At 58.6% G+C, this 16390-nt stretch carries 13 protein-coding genes; 7 read left to right on the top strand and 6 right to left on the bottom strand.

All coding sequences use genetic code 11. From position 1 onward, the window contains the following. The first annotated feature begins 4 nt into the window (after positions 1–4). Complete coding sequence (ppk1, locus tag RHM55_RS13870) at positions 5–2218, top strand: polyphosphate kinase 1 (RefSeq protein WP_322176948.1); 2214 nt, start codon at positions 5–7, stop codon at positions 2216–2218. On the opposite strand, the gene ppx is transcribed toward ppk1, so the two are convergent. Next, a complete protein-coding gene (ppx, locus tag RHM55_RS13865) occupies positions 2205–3707 on the bottom strand; it encodes an exopolyphosphatase (RefSeq protein ID WP_322176947.1) in 1503 nt (500 codons plus the stop codon). The genes ppk1 and ppx overlap by 14 nt on opposite strands. Before the next feature lie 292 nt (positions 3708–3999). Between ppx and trxA the strand changes: the two genes are divergently transcribed. The 4 genes from trxA to RHM55_RS13845 all read left to right on the top strand — a co-directional run bounded on the left by trxA (position 4000) and on the right by RHM55_RS13845 (position 8405). Next, positions 4000–4329, top strand: coding sequence for a thioredoxin TrxA (gene trxA, locus RHM55_RS13860; RefSeq protein WP_219062988.1), 330 nt, complete (start codon positions 4000–4002; stop codon positions 4327–4329). Between the two features lie 229 nt (positions 4330–4558). Next, positions 4559–5818, top strand: a complete 1260-nt coding sequence (gene rho / locus RHM55_RS13855) for a transcription termination factor Rho (protein ID WP_219062987.1) — start codon at positions 4559–4561, stop codon at positions 5816–5818. A 152-nt stretch (positions 5819–5970) separates the two neighbouring features. Continuing rightward, a complete protein-coding gene (gene ubiD, locus RHM55_RS13850; RefSeq protein WP_322176946.1) occupies positions 5971–7437 on the top strand; it encodes a 4-hydroxy-3-polyprenylbenzoate decarboxylase in 1467 nt (488 codons plus the stop codon). Beyond that, positions 7437–8405 carry a CDP-6-deoxy-delta-3,4-glucoseen reductase gene (locus RHM55_RS13845; protein WP_322176945.1) on the top strand — a complete coding sequence of 323 codons (969 nt, stop codon included), beginning with the start codon at positions 7437–7439 and terminating at the stop codon, positions 8403–8405. The genes ubiD and RHM55_RS13845 overlap by 1 nt, the downstream gene beginning before the upstream one ends. A gap of 18 nt (positions 8406–8423) precedes the next feature. On the opposite strand, the gene RHM55_RS13840 is transcribed toward RHM55_RS13845, so the two are convergent. Continuing rightward, on the bottom strand, positions 8424–8912 hold the full coding sequence (locus RHM55_RS13840) for a sn-glycerol-3-phosphate transporter (RefSeq protein WP_322176944.1): 489 nt from the start codon (positions 8910–8912) through the stop codon (positions 8424–8426). 375 nt (positions 8913–9287) lie between these two features. Between RHM55_RS13840 and RHM55_RS13835 the strand changes: the two genes are divergently transcribed. Then, positions 9288–9959 carry a gamma-glutamylcyclotransferase gene (locus tag RHM55_RS13835; protein WP_416151981.1) on the top strand — a complete coding sequence of 224 codons (672 nt, stop codon included), beginning with the start codon at positions 9288–9290 and terminating at the stop codon, positions 9957–9959. A 36-nt stretch (positions 9960–9995) separates the two neighbouring features. Here RHM55_RS13835 and RHM55_RS13830 read toward each other — a convergent pair whose 3' ends face one another. Next, positions 9996–10973 (bottom strand): NADPH:quinone oxidoreductase family protein, encoded by a 978-nt coding sequence (locus RHM55_RS13830; protein WP_322176943.1) that lies wholly within the window; start codon positions 10971–10973, stop codon positions 9996–9998. A gap of 142 nt (positions 10974–11115) precedes the next feature. Here RHM55_RS13830 and RHM55_RS13825 point away from each other — a divergent pair, with 142 nt between their 5' ends. After that, positions 11116–11532, top strand: a complete 417-nt coding sequence (locus tag RHM55_RS13825) for a flagellar basal body-associated protein FliL (protein ID WP_322176942.1) — start codon at positions 11116–11118, stop codon at positions 11530–11532. Between the two features lie 19 nt (positions 11533–11551). On the opposite strand, the gene RHM55_RS13820 is transcribed toward RHM55_RS13825, so the two are convergent. The 3 genes from RHM55_RS13820 to RHM55_RS13810 are packed head-to-tail and all read right to left on the bottom strand — an operon-like array spanning position 11552 to position 16358. After that, positions 11552–12670 (bottom strand): ABC transporter permease, encoded by a 1119-nt coding sequence (locus tag RHM55_RS13820; protein ID WP_322176941.1) that lies wholly within the window; start codon positions 12668–12670, stop codon positions 11552–11554. Then, the gene (gene rbbA, locus RHM55_RS13815; protein ID WP_322176940.1) at positions 12670–15396 is read right to left on the bottom strand and encodes a ribosome-associated ATPase/putative transporter RbbA; all 2727 of its coding nucleotides are present in this window, start codon (positions 15394–15396) and stop codon (positions 12670–12672) included. The genes RHM55_RS13820 and rbbA overlap by 1 nt, the downstream gene beginning before the upstream one ends. Next, entirely contained in the window at positions 15393–16358 is a 966-nt protein-coding gene (locus RHM55_RS13810; RefSeq protein ID WP_322176939.1) for an HlyD family secretion protein, read from the bottom strand. The genes rbbA and RHM55_RS13810 overlap by 4 nt, the downstream gene beginning before the upstream one ends. Positions 16359–16390 lie beyond the last annotated feature (32 nt).

The following is a 16390-nucleotide window of genomic DNA, read 5'->3' as shown; positions in this document are numbered from 1 at the left end:
ACCCATGAATACCGAAGGACTCACCGAAGCAGCTGTTCAGATCGCCGTCCAGGAGGCTCAGCCGGTGGTTGAGCCAAGCATCGAAGTGCTGCCCGTCCCTGAAGTGCTACCCGTACCGGTGGCACAGGCCATCGTCATCCCGAACCTGGACGACAGCAGCCTGTACATCCATCGCGAGCTGTCGCAATTGCAGTTCAATATTCGGGTACTGGAACAGGCGCTGGACGAGTCTTATCCATTACTGGAGCGGCTGAAGTTTCTGTTGATCTTCTCCAGTAACCTTGATGAGTTCTTCGAAATTCGTGTTGCCGGCCTGAAGAAGCAGATCACTTTCGCTCGAGAACAGGCGGGCGCAGACGGTTTGCAGCCCCATCAGGCGCTGGCACGGATCAGCGAGCTGGTGCATGGTCATGTTGATCGCCAATACGCGATCCTCAACGACATTTTGCTGCCCGAGCTGGAAAAACATCAGGTTCGCTTCATTCGTCGTCGTTACTGGACGGCGAAGCTCAAGGCTTGGGTTCGTCGCTATTTCCGTGACGAAATTGCGCCGATCATCACCCCGATCGGGCTCGACCCAACGCACCCGTTTCCGTTGCTGGTGAACAAGAGCCTGAACTTTATCGTCGAGCTGGAAGGCGTTGACGCCTTCGGTCGCGACTCAGGGCTGGCGATCATCCCGGCACCGCGTCTGTTGCCGCGAATCATCAAGGTTCCGGAAGAGATCGGTGGGACAGGGGACAATTATGTATTCCTGTCATCGATGATCCACGCTCACGCCGATGACCTGTTCCAGGGCATGAAGGTCAAGGGCTGCTACCAGTTCCGTTTGACCCGAAACGCCGACCTGGCGGTCGATACCGAGGACGTCGAAGACTTGGCCCGTGCTCTGCGTGGCGAACTTTTTTCGCGTCGTTATGGCGATGCAGTGCGCCTGGAAGTCGCTGATACATGCCCGAAACACCTGTCCGACTACTTGCTCAAACAGTTCAACCTGAGCGACACCGAACTGTATCGCGTCAACGGTCCGGTCAACCTCACGCGTCTGTTCAGTATCACCAGCCTGGACAGCCATCCTGAGCTTCAGTACACGCCGTTCACTCCAGCGATCCCCAAGCTGTTGCAGAACAGCGAGAACATTTTCAACGTGATCAGCAAGCAGGACATTCTGCTGCTGCACCCGTTCGAGTCCTTCACCCCCGTGGTGGACCTGCTGCGTCAGGCAGCGAAAGACCCGCATGTGTTGGCGGTCCGGCAGACCCTGTACCGCAGCGGTGCCAACTCGGAAATCGTCGATGCGCTGGTCGATGCTGCGCGTAACGGCAAAGAAGTTACGGTCGTGATCGAGTTGCGTGCGCGTTTCGATGAAGAATCCAACCTGCAACTGGCCAGCCGTCTGCAAGCGGCCGGTGCGGTGGTGATTTATGGTGTGGTCGGCTTCAAAACGCACGCCAAGATGATGCTCATCCTGCGCCGTGAAGCCGGTGAAATCGTCCGTTATGCGCACTTGGGGACGGGTAACTACCACGCCGGCAATGCTCGCCTATATACCGACTACAGCCTGCTGACCTCCGATGACGCCTTGTGCGAGGACGTCGGCAAGTTGTTCAGTCAGTTGATCGGCATGGGTAAAACGTTGCGCATGAAGAAGCTGCTGCATGCGCCGTTCACCCTGAAAAAAGGCATGCTCGACATGATTGCCCGCGAGACGCAGTTCGCGCTCGATGGCAAGCCGGCGCACATCATCGCCAAGTTCAACTCATTGACTGATCCGAAGATCATTCGCGCGTTGTACAAGGCCAGTCAGTCTGGCGTGCGTATCGATTTGGTGGTGCGGGGCATGTGCTGCCTGCGTCCTGGAATTGCCGGCGTTTCGCACAACATCTATGTGCGCTCGATCATCGGTCGCTTCCTGGAGCACACGCGGGTCTTCTACTTCCTCAATGGCGGTGAAGAGCAGATGTACCTGTCCAGCGCTGACTGGATGGAGCGCAACCTCGACAAGCGGGTCGAGACTTGCTTCCCGGTGGAAGGCAAAAAGTTGATCCTGCGGGTCAAGAGGGAGCTGGAAAGTTACCTGACCGACAACACCCATGCCTGGATCCTGCACTCGGACGGTCGTTACGTCCGCAGCACGCCAACCGGCAACCAGAACCCGCGCAGCGCCCAGGCCACTCTGCTTGAGCGCCTGAGCAACCCGGTCCTCAGCGTACGCTGAAGACGATACCGACTCGGGTCAACCACTCCGCTTCCTGCGCGAAGTCGGCCTGAGTCAGTTGGTTGTTTTCCAGCCAGTTGTCCGGGAACAGCGCGTCCAGGTTCTGACCGTTCGCGTGCAAGGTCACTTGCGGCATCTCTTGGGTGCCACGAATGTGATGGAACAGGATCGCAAAGCGCAGCAACACGCACAGGCGAATCAGCTTGATGCCTTCATCGCCGAACTCGGCGAACTTGTCCTTGGGAATATTGCGGCGGTGGCCACGCACCAGCAGGGCCAGCATGAGCTGATCTTCGCGGGAGAAACCGGCCAGGTCAGAGTGTTCGATCAGGTACGCGCCGTGCTTGTGGTAGTGATAGTGGGCGATGTCCAGCCCCACTTCATGCACCTTGGCGGCCCAGCTCAACAGCTCGCTGTACAGATCGTCTTCCAGGTCCCAGGCCGCAGCGACCTGCTCAAGGGCGTGCAGGGCTTTGTGCTCGACACGGGCGGCCTGTTCAAGGTCAACGTGGTAACGCTCCATCAGCGAGCTGAGGGTGCGTTCACGGACGTCTTCATGATGGTAGCGGCCCATCAGGTCGTAGAGCACACCTTCACGTAGGGCGCCTTCGCAGTGATCCATGCGGCTGAGTTCCAGCGCATCGAAAATCGCCTCGAGAATCGCCAGACCTGCCGGGAAAATCGCCCGGCGGTCAGGCTTGATGCCTTCAAAGTCGATTTTCTCGACATCGCCGAGTTTGAACATCTTGCGTTTGAGCCAGGACAGCCCTTCGGCGTTGACTTCACCCGTGCCATGTCCGCCGGCTTTGAGTGCCAGGCCAATGGCGCGGATGGTCCCAGACGAACCGATGGCTTCATCCCAGCTCAGGCGATGCAGCGCGTGTTCGATGCTCATGATTTCCAGACGCGCCGCCGTATAGGCCTGTGCATAACGGGCCGGGGTGATCTTGCCGTCACGGAAATAGCGTTGGGTGTAGCTGACGCAGCCCATCTGCAGGCTTTCGCGCAGCAGCGGTTCGAAGCGCTGGCCGATGATGAATTCGGTACTGCCGCCACCAATGTCGGCCACCAGGCGTTTGCCAGGCGTATCGGCCAGCGTATGGGACACGCCAAGGTAAATCAGGCGGGCTTCTTCGCGGCCGGAGATCACTTCCACGGGATGACCAAGAATCTCTTCGGCGCGGCGGATGAACTCGATGCGGTTGCGTGCTTCACGCAGGGCATTGGTGCCCACGATCCGCACCGAGCCAGGCTCCATGCCGTTGATCAGTTGGGCAAAGCGCTTGAGGCAATCGAGCCCGCGCTGCATGGATTCTTCAGTGAGCAGGCGCTCTTCAGTGATCCCGGCCGCCAGCTGAACCTTCTCGCCCAGCCGCTCCAGTATCCGGATTTCGCCAAGATTGGCTTTGGCCACGACCATATGAAAGCTGTTTGAGCCCAGGTCGATGGCGGCTATCAAAGAAAGATTCTTGGGTGGGGACTGCAGCATGATCAATGGTCTCGGTCGATAACCCGGCCATCGTGCCACGATCCACCTCTGGCGCCAACGCGAAGCGTCGCGTCAAGCCACCCGAGTCAGGCCATTCGCGAATAAATTCGCTTCTCTCCGCTCAGTTGCGTGCGGAAGGCCAAGGATTGGAGCCCGATTGAGGTGAGATGCTCATCGCCATAACCAGGCTCATGCATCGTCATAGCGAGACTCAATCACCCCTGACTTCCTGAATGCGGCCAGTCCCGCTATGATGAGCGACGTTTTTAGCCTACGACCTCGGAGACTTTCCATGAGTAGCGACCTTATCAAACACGTCAGCGATGCCAGCTTCGACGCCGATGTCCTCCAGGCTGCCGGTCCTGTACTTGTTGATTACTGGGCGGAGTGGTGTGGCCCTTGCAAGATGATTGCCCCTGTTTTGGACGAGATCGCCGAGACTTACAAGGGTAAGTTGACCATCGCCAAGCTGAACATCGACGAAAATCAGGAAACGCCAGCCAAGCATGGCGTGCGCGGTATCCCGACACTGATGCTGTTCAAGAACGGCAACGTAGAGGCCACCAAGGTGGGCGCGCTGTCGAAGTCGCAGTTGATGGCGTTTCTCGACGCAAATATCTGAAACACCAAAAGCCCCGCAGATTGCGGGGCTTTTTCATTGTGCGGGACTAGACGCCCTGAAAGTCAGGTGTTACATTCGGCCCCGCAATGGTTTCTCCGTTGTCCCCTGCTAGCCGTCGCCGACGCTCTCCTTTCGAATTAGTACGCGATCCTGTCGCTTTCTCTGCGGCGCGGCCTCATTAAGCCAAAAGCTTAATTTCCCCTCCCATACATGATTACGTCATTCCTATATGAACCTGACTGAACTCAAGCAAAAGCCGATTACCGATCTGCTCGAAATGGCCGAACAGATGGGCATAGAAAATATGGCCCGTTCGCGCAAGCAGGATGTGATTTTCTCCCTGCTGAAAAAGCACGCCAAAAGCGGCGAGGAAATTTCCGGTGATGGTGTGTTGGAGATTCTCCAGGACGGCTTCGGATTTCTCCGCTCTGCAGACGCTTCCTACCTTGCCGGTCCAGACGATATCTACGTCTCTCCCAGCCAGATCCGCCGTTTCAACCTGCGCACTGGCGACACCATCGTCGGCAAAATCCGTCCACCTAAAGAGGGCGAGCGTTATTTCGCGCTGCTCAAGGTCGACACGATCAACTACGACCGTCCGGAAAACGCGAAGAACAAGATTCTTTTCGAAAACCTGACGCCGTTGTTCCCGACAGTTCGCATGAAGATGGAAATCGGTAACGGTTCCACTGAAGACCTGACTGGCCGGGTGATCGATCTTTGCGCCCCGATCGGTAAAGGTCAGCGCGGTTTGATCGTTGCGCCGCCAAAGGCTGGCAAGACCATCATGCTGCAGAACATCGCGGCGAACATCACACGTAACAATCCGGAAGTGCATCTGATCGTACTGCTGATCGATGAGCGTCCGGAAGAAGTGACCGAAATGCAGCGCACTGTGCGCGGCGAAGTGGTTGCCTCGACATTCGACGAGCCGCCAACCCGGCACGTCCAGGTCGCCGAAATGGTGATCGAGAAGGCCAAGCGTCTGGTCGAGCACAAAAAGGATGTGGTCATCCTGCTGGACTCCATCACCCGTCTGGCTCGCGCCTACAACACCGTGATTCCAAGCTCCGGCAAAGTGCTCACCGGTGGTGTCGATGCTCACGCCCTGGAGAAACCGAAACGTTTCTTCGGTGCTGCACGGAACATCGAAGAAGGCGGCTCGCTGACCATCATCGCCACCGCGCTGGTTGAAACCGGCTCGAAGATGGATGAAGTGATTTACGAAGAATTCAAAGGCACGGGCAACATGGAACTGCCTCTGGATCGCAAAATCGCTGAAAAGCGTGTGTTCCCGGCGATCAACATCAACCGGTCCGGTACCCGCCGCGAAGAGTTGCTGACCGCTGATGACGAGCTGCAACGGATGTGGATTCTGCGCAAATTGCTGCACCCGATGGACGAAGTCGCTGCTATCGAGTTCCTGATCGATAAGCTGAAGCAGACCAAGACCAACGACGAGTTCTTCCTGTCGATGAAGCGTAAATAACAGGTCGGACCGTGTGAAAAGAATGGTGTCCCTCGGGGCACCATTTTTTTTAGCTGAAAATCCCCGTTAAGCGCAGCTATTGCGCGTTGATGAGCTGCCGCCGACCTTCAGAGCAGGTAGGATGTGCGTCTATTTGATGAATGGCCTGGTTAATGAAATTCAAGGATCTGCGGGATTTCGTGCAGCAGCTTGAGCAGCGCGGAGAGTTGAAACGCATTCAGGTGCCTGTCTCGCCGGTGCTTGAGATGACTGAAATTTGCGACCGGACCCTGCGCAACAAAGGTCCGGCTCTGCTCTTCGAAAAGCCCATCGGTTACGACATTCCGGTGCTTGGCAACCTGTTCGGCACGCCTCAGCGCGTGGCGATGGGCATGGGCGCCGAAGCCGTCAGCGAGCTGCGTGAAATCGGCAAGCTGTTGGCGTTCCTCAAGGAACCCGAGCCGCCTAAAGGCCTGAAAGACGCCTGGTCGAAGCTGCCGATCTTCCGAAAAATCATTGCCATGGCGCCTAAAGTCGTCAAAGACGCACCGTGCCAGGAAGTGGTCATCGAAGGCGATGATGTCGATCTCGGGATGCTGCCGGTACAAACCTGCTGGCCGGGCGATGTCGGTCCGCTGATTACGTGGGGACTGACAGTCACCAAGGGTCCGAACAAGGACCGGCAAAATCTCGGTATCTATCGTCAGCAAGTCATTGGCCGTAACAAAGTCATCATGCGCTGGCTCAGCCACCGTGGTGGTGCACTGGACTTCAAGGAGTGGTGCGATAAACACCCTGGCCAGCCGTTCCCGGTGGCGGTGGCGCTGGGTGCAGACCCCGCGACTATTCTCGGTGCCGTCACGCCGGTGCCTGACAGCCTGTCTGAATACGCCTTTGCCGGTTTGCTGCGGGGTAATCGCACCGAGCTGATCAAGTGCCGTGGCAACGACCTGCAAGTGCCTGCCAGTGCGGAAATCGTCCTGGAAGGCGTGATCCATCCCGGCGAGATGGCTGCCGAAGGCCCTTACGGCGACCATACCGGTTACTACAACGAAGTCGACAGCTTCCCGGTGTTCACCGTCCAGCGCATTACCCACCGGATAAAACCGATCTATCACAGCACCTACACCGGGCGGCCACCTGATGAACCGGCGATTCTCGGTGTGGCGTTGAACGAAGTCTTCGTGCCGATTCTGCAAAAGCAGTTCCCGGAGATCACGGACTTTTACTTGCCGCCTGAAGGTTGCTCGTACCGCATGGCCATCGTGACCATGAAGAAACAGTATCCCGGCCACGCCAAGCGCGTAATGCTGGGGGTTTGGTCGTTCCTGCGACAGTTCATGTACACCAAATTCGTTATCGTCACGGATGACGACATCAATGCCCGTGACTGGAACGACGTGGTCTGGGCTATCACCACGCGGATGGACCCCAAGCGTGACACTGTGATGATCGATAACACACCCATCGACTATCTGGACTTCGCGTCGCCGGTGTCCGGATTGGGGTCGAAGATGGGCCTGGACGCAACTCACAAATGGCCGGGAGAGACCACGCGCGAGTGGGGTCGGGTTATCGTCAAGGATGAGGCGGTGACACGCCGGATCGACGATATCTGGAACGAGTTAGGAATAGATTGATGCGCGTAACCTTGCAGCCGTCTGGTGCGGTACTGGAGATGTTGCCCGGCGAAGGGATACTCGACGCCGCGACACGTCTTGGCTATGAATGCCCACAAAGCTGCCGGAATGGTAACTGCCATATTTGTGCCGCGTTGTTGGTGGAAGGCCGCGTATTGCAGGCAGGGGTGACGCTGAATCATGGCGAGATCTACACCTGTCTGGCCGAGCCCCTGGAAGACTGCATCGTGATGTGGGACGGGGTGCTGGCGCGCGGAGAACTGCCGGTGCGCAAACTGGCCTGCCAGGTGAGTGAGTGCGTCGAAGTCGGTGGCGATGTGTGGCGGGTCGGCTTGAGAGCTCCCGCTGGCAAGCCGCCGCGCTATCACGCCGGGCAGTACTTGATGATCGAGCGCGAAAATGGCGAGAAATCAGCCTTTTCCATGGCCTCGGCCCCCCATTGCGGGCGCGATCTGGAGTTGCATGTGCTGGTGCGCGAAGCCAGCGCACAGAGCCTGATCGAACAATTACAGCGTAATCGCATCGTGCACATCGAAATGCCCTACGGCGATACCCATCTCGCTGAATTGCCCGAGGGGCCACTGGTGCTGATTGCCGCGGGTACGGGTATGGCGCAGATGCACAGCCTGATCGAGCATTGCCGTGCCAAGGGTTTCAAACACCCGGTGCACCTGTACTGGGGCGTGCGGCGGCCTGAAGACTTCTATGAGCTGTCCCATTGGGACGAGTGGAAGCAATTGCCTAACCTGCACCTGCATAAAGTGGTCAGTGATTTGTGCGGCTGGGAAGGTCGTTGCGGCATGCTCCATGAAGCCGTGTGCGAAGACATCAGCGATTTGTCGTCGGTGTATGTTTACGGCAGTGGCTCCCCGGCGATGATCTACGCCACCCTCGACGCCTTGGTATCAGCGGGCATGGATGCGCATCAGATGCGTGCCGATGTCTTTGCTTACGCCCCAAGGGCGTAGCAAGTCTGTGCGTAGGCTTTAGAAGCGTACGCCGACGTTGATCATGGTCGCCGAGGTCCCCAGCAGAACCAGTTCGGTGGTGACGGGGCCGAAGTGAACACCCACCGACGGGATGATCGCTGGCGCGATGCCAAAGCGATTCAGAGGGATCTTGTCGCGGTATTCGCCACGATATCCATAAAGCAGCCCGCCCGAGATCTTCACATAGACCGGATAATTGGCGCTCTCATAGCGCTTGCCGATATAGGCGTAGGCCGACTGTTGGTCGAACGAGTTGCGAAAGCTTGCCGCGCCATAGACCAGACCTGAGGCCTCGTTGCGCTCCAGACCAATCAGATGTTGATGGTCATTGTGATCGGAGTCGGAGGAAAAGTGACGGGTGTAGACGCTGGCCTGAACAAGCCAGAAGCCGTCTTTTTTATCTTGCGACTCTTCAGCAGCCTGCGTGCAGGTCGCCGAAATGAACAAAAGCGCGGCCAAGACCGTGCTTTTTCCTGATGTACTCATTATTGCTAACTCTCTCAGCCGGTATTGCCATGAAGCGGCTTTATACGCGGGTCGTATAGGTTGAAAGGGTAAATTGTCCATGATTTGAATAGGAAGTTCCTGTTTTTTCCTCAATGGGAGTAGCTGACAGGTCTTTTTATCTGCTCATTTGAGTGGGTTCAGGCTGGCGGGCCTGGGCGGTGGATTATTTATTGCATAATATTTTCAGACGTGTGGGCGCTGCAACGTGACGGGCAAGCCTCCGACAAAGTCTGATATTTAAGCGTCTGATGGCGAAGTTGTTGTCGATGCGTTTCCCCGCCCGATGCCAGCGGGGATGTTCTGCGGCGCAAAGGTCGGGTACAACTGGCAGTAGCAGGGCCAGGGGGGAAGGAAATGGGGAATGAATTCAATAGTTTGATGACGGCTGCTCATGCCGGTCTGGAACTCGGTTACCCACCAGTGATTGATCTGGGGCCGCAATTGACCCTCGAACAACTGATGAACTCAATGCAGAACACCATGAAGCTGCATCAGGGTGGCCCTGTCTGGTTGTTCGCCTACGGCTCCTTGATCTGGCGCCCCGAATGCTCCGCCGTGGAGCGGCAGCGCGGTAGGGTGCACGGTTATCATCGTGGTTTGTACCTGTGGTCCCACGAACATCGTGGCACGCCCGAACTTCCCGGCCTGGTGTTTGGCCTGGATCGCGGCGGCTCATGTAGCGGGTTTGCCTACCGCCTGCCCGAAGACTGTCTGCAAGAGTCTTTATTGGCGCTCTGGCAGCGCGAGATGCCTTATCCCTCCTACCGACCCCATTGGCTCAGCTGCCGCCTCGAAGATGGCACTCGGGTCCGCGCATTGGGTTTCGTGCTTGAGCGTCACCTGCCCAGCTACGCCGGCAACCTGCCCGACGCGGTCCTGAGCCAAGTGCTGGCCACGACCTGCGGCCGCTCCGGCACGACCCGCGACTACGTCGAACAAACCGTCAGCGCCCTGCGCAGCCACGCCATGCCGGATTTGAACCTAGAGGCGCGGCTGAAACGGTGTCAGTCCGCGTCTTGTGTTTGACGCCGCACAGACAAGTCGGCTGTTATGGATTGGGCATTAACGAACCCGCACCACCACCTTTCCAACGGCTTTCCGCTGTCCCAGCGCATTAATCGCATCCGCCGTTTTTTCTAGCGGATAGACCTGAGACACCAGTGGTTTCAACTTTCCTTCCGCATACCAGTTAAACAACTGCTGGAAGTTGGCGGCATTGTCCTGAGGCTGTCTTTGCGCAAATGACCCCCAGAACACCCCAACCACCGAAGCCCCCTTTAACAATGCCAAATTAACCGGTAATTCTGGAATCCGGCCACTGGCAAACCCGACTACCAGCAACCGACCGTTCCAGGCGATGGCGCGGATGGCCTGGTCGAACAGGTCGCCGCCGACCGGGTCATAGATGACGTCGGCACCCAGGCCGTTGGTGAGGCGTTTGATTTCGTCTTTGAGGTTGGTTTCGCTGTAGTTGATCAGTTCATCGGCGCCAGCGGCTTTGGCGACGGCGAGTTTGTCGGCGCTGCTGGCGGCGGCGATGACTCTGGCGCCCATGGCTTTGCCGATTTCGACGGCGGCCAGGCCGACGCCGCCTGAGGCGCCGAGCACCAGCAGGGTTTCGCCGGGTTGTAGGTTGGCGCGTTGTTTCAGCGCGTGCATCGAGGTGCCGTAGGTCATGCTGAACGCGGCTGCGGTGGTGAAGTCCATCGTTTCAGGCATGGGCAGTACGTTGTAGGCGGGCACTGCGACGTGTTCGGCGAAGCTGCCCCAGCCGGTCAGGGCCATGACCCGGTCGCCGACTTTAAGATGGCTGACTTTTTCACCGACCGCTGAAATCACGCCTGCCGATTCGCCGCCCGGTGAGAAGGGGAAGGGCGGCTTGAACTGGTATTTGCCCTCGATGATCAGCGTGTCCGGAAAATTTACCCCGGCAGCATGCACGTCCATGACGATTTCGTTTTTCTTCGCTTCAGGGTTGGGGACTTCTTCCAGTACCAGCGTTTCGGCGGGACCGAAGGCTTTGCACAGCACGGCTTTCATCGGGCTATTCCTTTTGGAGTTATAGCCGATAAGTGTAGATAGGTGGGTTTGTGGGTCAATCAGCATGCCCCGGCCTGATAAGCAGGCATAAGCTGGCTCAAGCTGAAGTAAGCTACGCAGCAAATCGGATAAGGAGTGAACTGTGAAAGCGTGGATGATCATGTTGTTGGCGTTGTCACTGCCCCTGGCGGCATCGGCTCAAGAAAGCAAAGAAGGTAAAGAGGGCGATGCGACGAAAGTGGCTTATGTCACGCTGACGCCTGCGTTTGTCGGCAACTACGCCCTGGATGGCGGGCCGAAGTTGCGGGTCTATAAGGCCGATATCGCGCTGCGGGTTACTGGCGGGGATGCCGAGAAGGCGGTGAAGCGCAACGAGCCACTGATTCGTAATCAGCTGGTCGCGTTGTTCTCCCAGCAAACCGCTGAGACCATGAACAACGTCGAGGCCAAGGAAAAGCTGCGTCAGGAAGCGCTCAAGCAGACTCAGCAGATCATGAATGATGAAGAAGGTAAGCCGATTGTCGAAGACTTGCTCTTCAACAACCTGATCGTTCAGTAATCGGGCCTGTCTCTGGCCTCTATGAGGCCAGGCTTTTACGGAAGCGCATCAGCGCGACCACGAAGAACAGTAAGCCGATGGCGATCAGCGCCAGCAGGTCGGGCCAGACCACGGCAAGCCCGGCATCGCGGAACAGAATCGCGGCGCTGAGGCTGACGAAATGGGTGGAAGGCGAGGCCTGCATGACCCATTGCAGCCACTGCGGCATGCTGTCCAGCGGGGTGCTGCCGCCTGAAAGCAGGAGCATGGGGATGATCACCGGAATCGCCAGCAACCCGAACTGCGGTGTCGAGCGGGCGAGGGTAGCGAGGAATATCCCCAGTGCGGTACTGGCGAACAGATAAAACGCCGTGACCATCAGGAACAGGCTCATGGACCCGGCCAGCGGCACGCCCAGCGCGGCCTTGACGATCACTTCCAGTGAAAGCCAGGTACACACCACCACAACCAGCGCGTTGCTGCCGATTTTCGCCAGCATGATTTCCAGCGCGGTCAACGGCAAGACCAGCAAGTGGTCGAGGGTGCCGTGCTCGCGTTCGCGCAGCAGCGCGGTGCCGGTCAGGACGATCGCCAGAATGGTGATGTTGTTGACGATCTGAATCACCGCTAGAAACCAGCCGCCCTCCAGGTTCGAGTTGAACAGCGCCCGCGTGGTCATAGTCGCGGGTACGTTGCGGGCGGCGGCGTCCTGACCGCTGTACTCGAGCAGCACCCGTTGGAAGATCCGTGCAATGTAACCGGCACCCATGAACGCCTGGCTCATGGCGGTGGCATCGACGTTGACCTGCACTGTGGGCTGACGACCGGCCAGGAGATCGGCCTGAAAGTTGGCCGGTACGTTGATGACGAAGGTGTACTGACCGCCGTCCATGGTCTGATCCAGCCGGTTGTAGGCCAACGGCATCGGAACCTGGAATTCTGGGGGCAGCAGCGCCTCGCTGAGTTGTCGGGACACATGGCTGTGGTCTTCATCGACTATTGCCACGCTGGCATTGTGGACGCCGATCACGGAGCCGGCGGCCGGCATGTAAATCGCCACGGTGAAGGCGTACAGCAGGAACAGCAGCAATACGCTGTCGTGCCCGAGGCTGGTGAGTTCCTTGAAGCCCAGGCGCCAGATGTGTGCAAGTTTGTTCATCAGGCCTCCTGCTTTTTCAACATGGCCAGGCTCAGCCCGGTGAAGGCAATAAAGAACCCGAACAGCGCCAGGCACTGCGGCCAGAGTTCACGCAGGTCCAGCGCTTTGGTGAAGGTGCCTACGGCGATGTCGAGGAAGTACCCTGCGGGGAACAACATGCCCGAGACCGCTGCGGCGCCGTCCAGGGATGAGCGCGGCACGATCAGCCCGGAAAACTGAATGGTCGGCAGGCTAGTCAGAATCATGGTGCCGAGGATCGCGGCAATTTGCGTGCGGGTGAAGGCCGAGATGAGCAGGCCGAGGCTGGTGGTCGCCAGCACGTACAGCAATCCGCCGAATGCCAGGGTCAGGCCACTGCCCTTGAACGGTACGCCAAACAGCCACAGGTTCATCGCCACCAGCAGGGCCAGGTTGATCAGGCTGACCACCAGATAGGGCACCTGTTTGCCCAGCAGGAACTCCAGGCGGGTCAGAGGTGTGGCGTAGAAGTTGGTGATCGAGCCCAGTTCCTTTTCGCGGACGATGCCCAACGCCGTGAGCATTGCCGGGATAAACGCCAGGATCAGCGCCATGACACCGGGCCCGATAGCGTTCACGCTGACCACATCCTGGTTGTAGCGAAAGCGCGTTTCCAGCTTCGCGGCGGCACCGGGGCCTTGAGGTCGACTGCTCAGCGCCGCCATTTGCACCATGTTGTCCTGATGCACCTGCTCCACATAGTTGCGGCTGGTTTCGGCGCGAAACGGCATGCCGCCATCGAGCCATGCGGCGACGGCGGGTTGCCGCCCTGCATACAGGTCACGGCCAAAGCCGGGCGGGATTTCCAGTGCCAGTTTTATCTCCGAGCGTTGCAGGCGTTTGTGCAGCTGGACCGAATCGGTGATGGGCGTACGTTCGTCGAAATACCGGGAGCTGCGGAATGCTTCCAGGTAGGCGCGACTTTGCGGTGTCTGGTCCTGGTCGTACACCGCGAAGGCCAGGTTCTCGACATCCAGGGAAATGCCGTAGCCGAAGATCACCATCATGAACATCGCGCCCAGTAGCGCAAACCCAAGGCGAACCTTGTCGCGCAGCAACTCTTTGCCTTCACGGCTGGCCACGGCGATCAGACGTGCGAAGGTGAAACCTCGTTTCGTCGCCTTGGGTGCCGTGGGTTCAACACCCTGGATGGTTTCACTGTTGGACGGAGCTTTTTCGATATTGCCCTGAGCTTGCTCCAGGCAGGTGACAAATGCAGCTTCCAGCGTTTCGCCACCGAACTGCTTCTGTAGCGCGGCGGGCGTGTCGCAGGCCAGCACCTTACCGGCGTGCATCAACGAGATACGGTCGCAGCGCTGGGCTTCATTCATGAAGTGAGTGGAAAGAAAGATCGTCACCCCTTGCTCGCGGGACAGTTCGATCAGCAAGCGCCAGAAGTCATCCCGAGCGGCCGGGTCGACGCCCGAGGTAGGCTCATCGAGGATCAACACCTGCGGGCGGTGCAGCACTGCAACGGCCAATGACAGACGCTGACGCAAGCCCAGAGGCAAGTCGCCGGACTGCTGCGTGGCAACGTCGCCAAGGTCGAAGCGCTGGATCAGCTCGGCGATCCGTTCGCGGCTTTGGTCTTTGGGTAAATCGAACAGTCGCGCATGCAGCTCCAGATTCTGCTGCACGCTGAGTTCGCCATACAGCGAGAAGCTCTGCGACATGAAACCGACCTGCTTGCGTGTCTCCAGATCCTTGGCGTCCACGGCCTTGCCCAGCAGCGTGGCGCTGCCTTCGCTGGCCGGGATCAAGCCGGTGAGGACCTTCATGGTCGTGGTTTTGCCGCAACCGTTGGAACCGAGGAAGCCGAAAATCTCACCTCGGCCGATGGCAAAGCTGACCTTGTCCACTGCGGTAAAGTCGCCGAAACGCAATGTCAGCTCGTGGGCCTCAATGGCGATTTCGCTGTTGTCGCCCACGCGCGGTGTAATCACCAGTGGCTCGCTGTTGCGGCGCTTGTCGCTCTGGAAGTGAGTGAACGCCTCGTCGAGTTTGCCGCTTGGCGTGGCGCCTGCCAGCTCGCTGCTCAAACCCTGGGCGATCAACTTGCCGCGATCCAGCATCAGACACTGCTCGAACTGCTCGGCCTCTTCCATGTAGGCGGTAGCCACCAGCAGGGTCAGTTGCGGCCGTTGGCTGCGTACCTGCTCGACCAGCTCCCAGAAATGCCGACGTGACAACGGGTCAACGCCGGTGGTGGGTTCGTCGAGGATCAGCAGGTCGGGTTCATGGATCAGCGCGCAACACAGCCCCAGCTTCTGTTTCATGCCGCCGGACAGCTTGCCTGCCGGGCGGTCAGCGAAGCTCGTCAGGTCCGTCGCGGCCAGCAGGTTGAGCATGCGTTGATCGCTCTCGGCCCGGGACAGGCCGAACAGTGTGGCAAAGAAATGAATGTTTTCCCGGATGGACAGCTCGGGGTACAGGTTATTGCCCAAGCCTTGAGGCATGAACGCAATACGCGGATAAAGGCTGCTGCGATGGCTGCGTTTCTCGATTGAGCCACCGAGCACCTGCAAATCGCCTTGCTGAAGCTTTTTCACTCCGGCAATCAGCGCCAACAGGCTGGACTTGCCCGCACCATCGGGGCCGATCAGCCCGCACCGGGTGCCGCTGGGCAGGCTAAAGCTGATGTCGCTCAGGGCTTGCCGTTTGCCATAACGGTGGCTGACACCCTTGGCTTGCAGCGCCATATCGCTCATTGCAGGTTAGCCGGCCAGTCCACTGTGGCGGTGCGTACGTAACCTGCACCTGGCATGCCCGACTTGGCTTGAGGGATGGCGCTGACGTCGGTCAGGCGCAACTTGACCCGAAACACCAGTTTTTGTCGCTCATCCCTGGTTTCAACTTCTTTGGGGGTAAATTGCGACTTGTCCGCGACAAAACTGATACGGGCTGGCAAGGGTTGGAGGGGCAGTGCGTCGAGCAGGATGCGTGCATCGTCGCCGACGGTCAGCTTGCCGGTGACCGAGGTCGGCAGGTACAGATTCATGTATCGATCATTGGGGTCGATCAGCAGCAACACCCGTCCGCCTGCGGCCAATACTTCACCCGGCTCGGCCAGGCGCAGCTGGATAATGCCGTCCAGAGGGGCGCGCAAACTGCTGTCGTCAATCTCGCTGGTCAGCTGTGCAACCTGTGCCTGAGCGGCACCGATGGCTGCGCCCACCGCGCCGACTTGCGCACGGGCAGAGACGACTGCTGCGTTGGAGGTGTCGAGCTTTGCTTGCAACTGGTCAATCTGCTGGCGGCTGGCGTACCCGCGCTCAAACATGGTTTGGGCGCGCTTGAGTTCCTGGTTGGCCAGCAGTTGTTCGCTTTGGCGAAATTGCACATTGGCCTGGGCGGCAGCGTAGTTTTCCCGCGCACGCAGTACTTCGGCTTCGGCCTGGGCACGTTGTGCTTCCAGGGTGCGGGTGTCCATGCGCGCCAGGAGTTGGCCCTTGATCACCTTGTCGCCTTCATCCACACGGACTTCGGCCAGACGCCCCGGAATCTTGCTGGCGATCTGTACTTCGGTGGCCTCCAACCGACCATTGCCCATGTATAGCCCTTCGGGCAGGCGATCACGGGTAGATTTCCAGTAACCAAAGCCACCGGCAGCGACCAATAACACGATCAGGGCGATAGCAAAAAGACTGGAACGACGGCGATTCGTTGGCATGGGTGCATCCTGCTCTTAGTACATCCAATTCT

It is taken from the genome of Pseudomonas sp. MH9.2 (assembly GCF_034353875.1).
GTDB lineage: Bacteria > Pseudomonadota > Gammaproteobacteria > Pseudomonadales > Pseudomonadaceae > Aquipseudomonas.
This window is presented reverse-complemented; position numbering and strand designations above follow the sequence as displayed.

Excerpts from the sequence above, each read along its gene's own strand:
- rho (WP_219062987.1), top strand. The coding sequence starts at position 4,559 with ATGAACCTGACTGAACTCAAGCAAAAGCCGATTACCGATCTGCTCGAA.
- ppx (WP_322176947.1), bottom strand. The coding sequence starts at position 3,707 with ATGCTGCAGTCCCCACCCAAGAATCTTTCTTTGATAGCCGCCATCGAC.
- rbbA (WP_322176940.1), bottom strand. The coding sequence starts at position 15,396 with ATGAGCGATATGGCGCTGCAAGCCAAGGGTGTCAGCCACCGTTATGGC.
- RHM55_RS13810 (WP_322176939.1), bottom strand. The coding sequence starts at position 16,358 with ATGCCAACGAATCGCCGTCGTTCCAGTCTTTTTGCTATCGCCCTGATC.
- ppk1 (WP_322176948.1), top strand. The coding sequence starts at position 5 with ATGAATACCGAAGGACTCACCGAAGCAGCTGTTCAGATCGCCGTCCAG.
- RHM55_RS13845 (WP_322176945.1), top strand. The coding sequence starts at position 7,437 with ATGCGCGTAACCTTGCAGCCGTCTGGTGCGGTACTGGAGATGTTGCCC.
- RHM55_RS13835 (WP_416151981.1), top strand. The coding sequence starts at position 9,288 with ATGGGGAATGAATTCAATAGTTTGATGACGGCTGCTCATGCCGGTCTG.
- trxA (WP_219062988.1), top strand. The coding sequence starts at position 4,000 with ATGAGTAGCGACCTTATCAAACACGTCAGCGATGCCAGCTTCGACGCC.
- RHM55_RS13840 (WP_322176944.1), bottom strand. The coding sequence starts at position 8,912 with ATGAGTACATCAGGAAAAAGCACGGTCTTGGCCGCGCTTTTGTTCATT.
- RHM55_RS13820 (WP_322176941.1), bottom strand. The coding sequence starts at position 12,670 with ATGAACAAACTTGCACACATCTGGCGCCTGGGCTTCAAGGAACTCACC.
- ubiD (WP_322176946.1), top strand. The coding sequence starts at position 5,971 with ATGAAATTCAAGGATCTGCGGGATTTCGTGCAGCAGCTTGAGCAGCGC.
- RHM55_RS13830 (WP_322176943.1), bottom strand. The coding sequence starts at position 10,973 with ATGAAAGCCGTGCTGTGCAAAGCCTTCGGTCCCGCCGAAACGCTGGTA.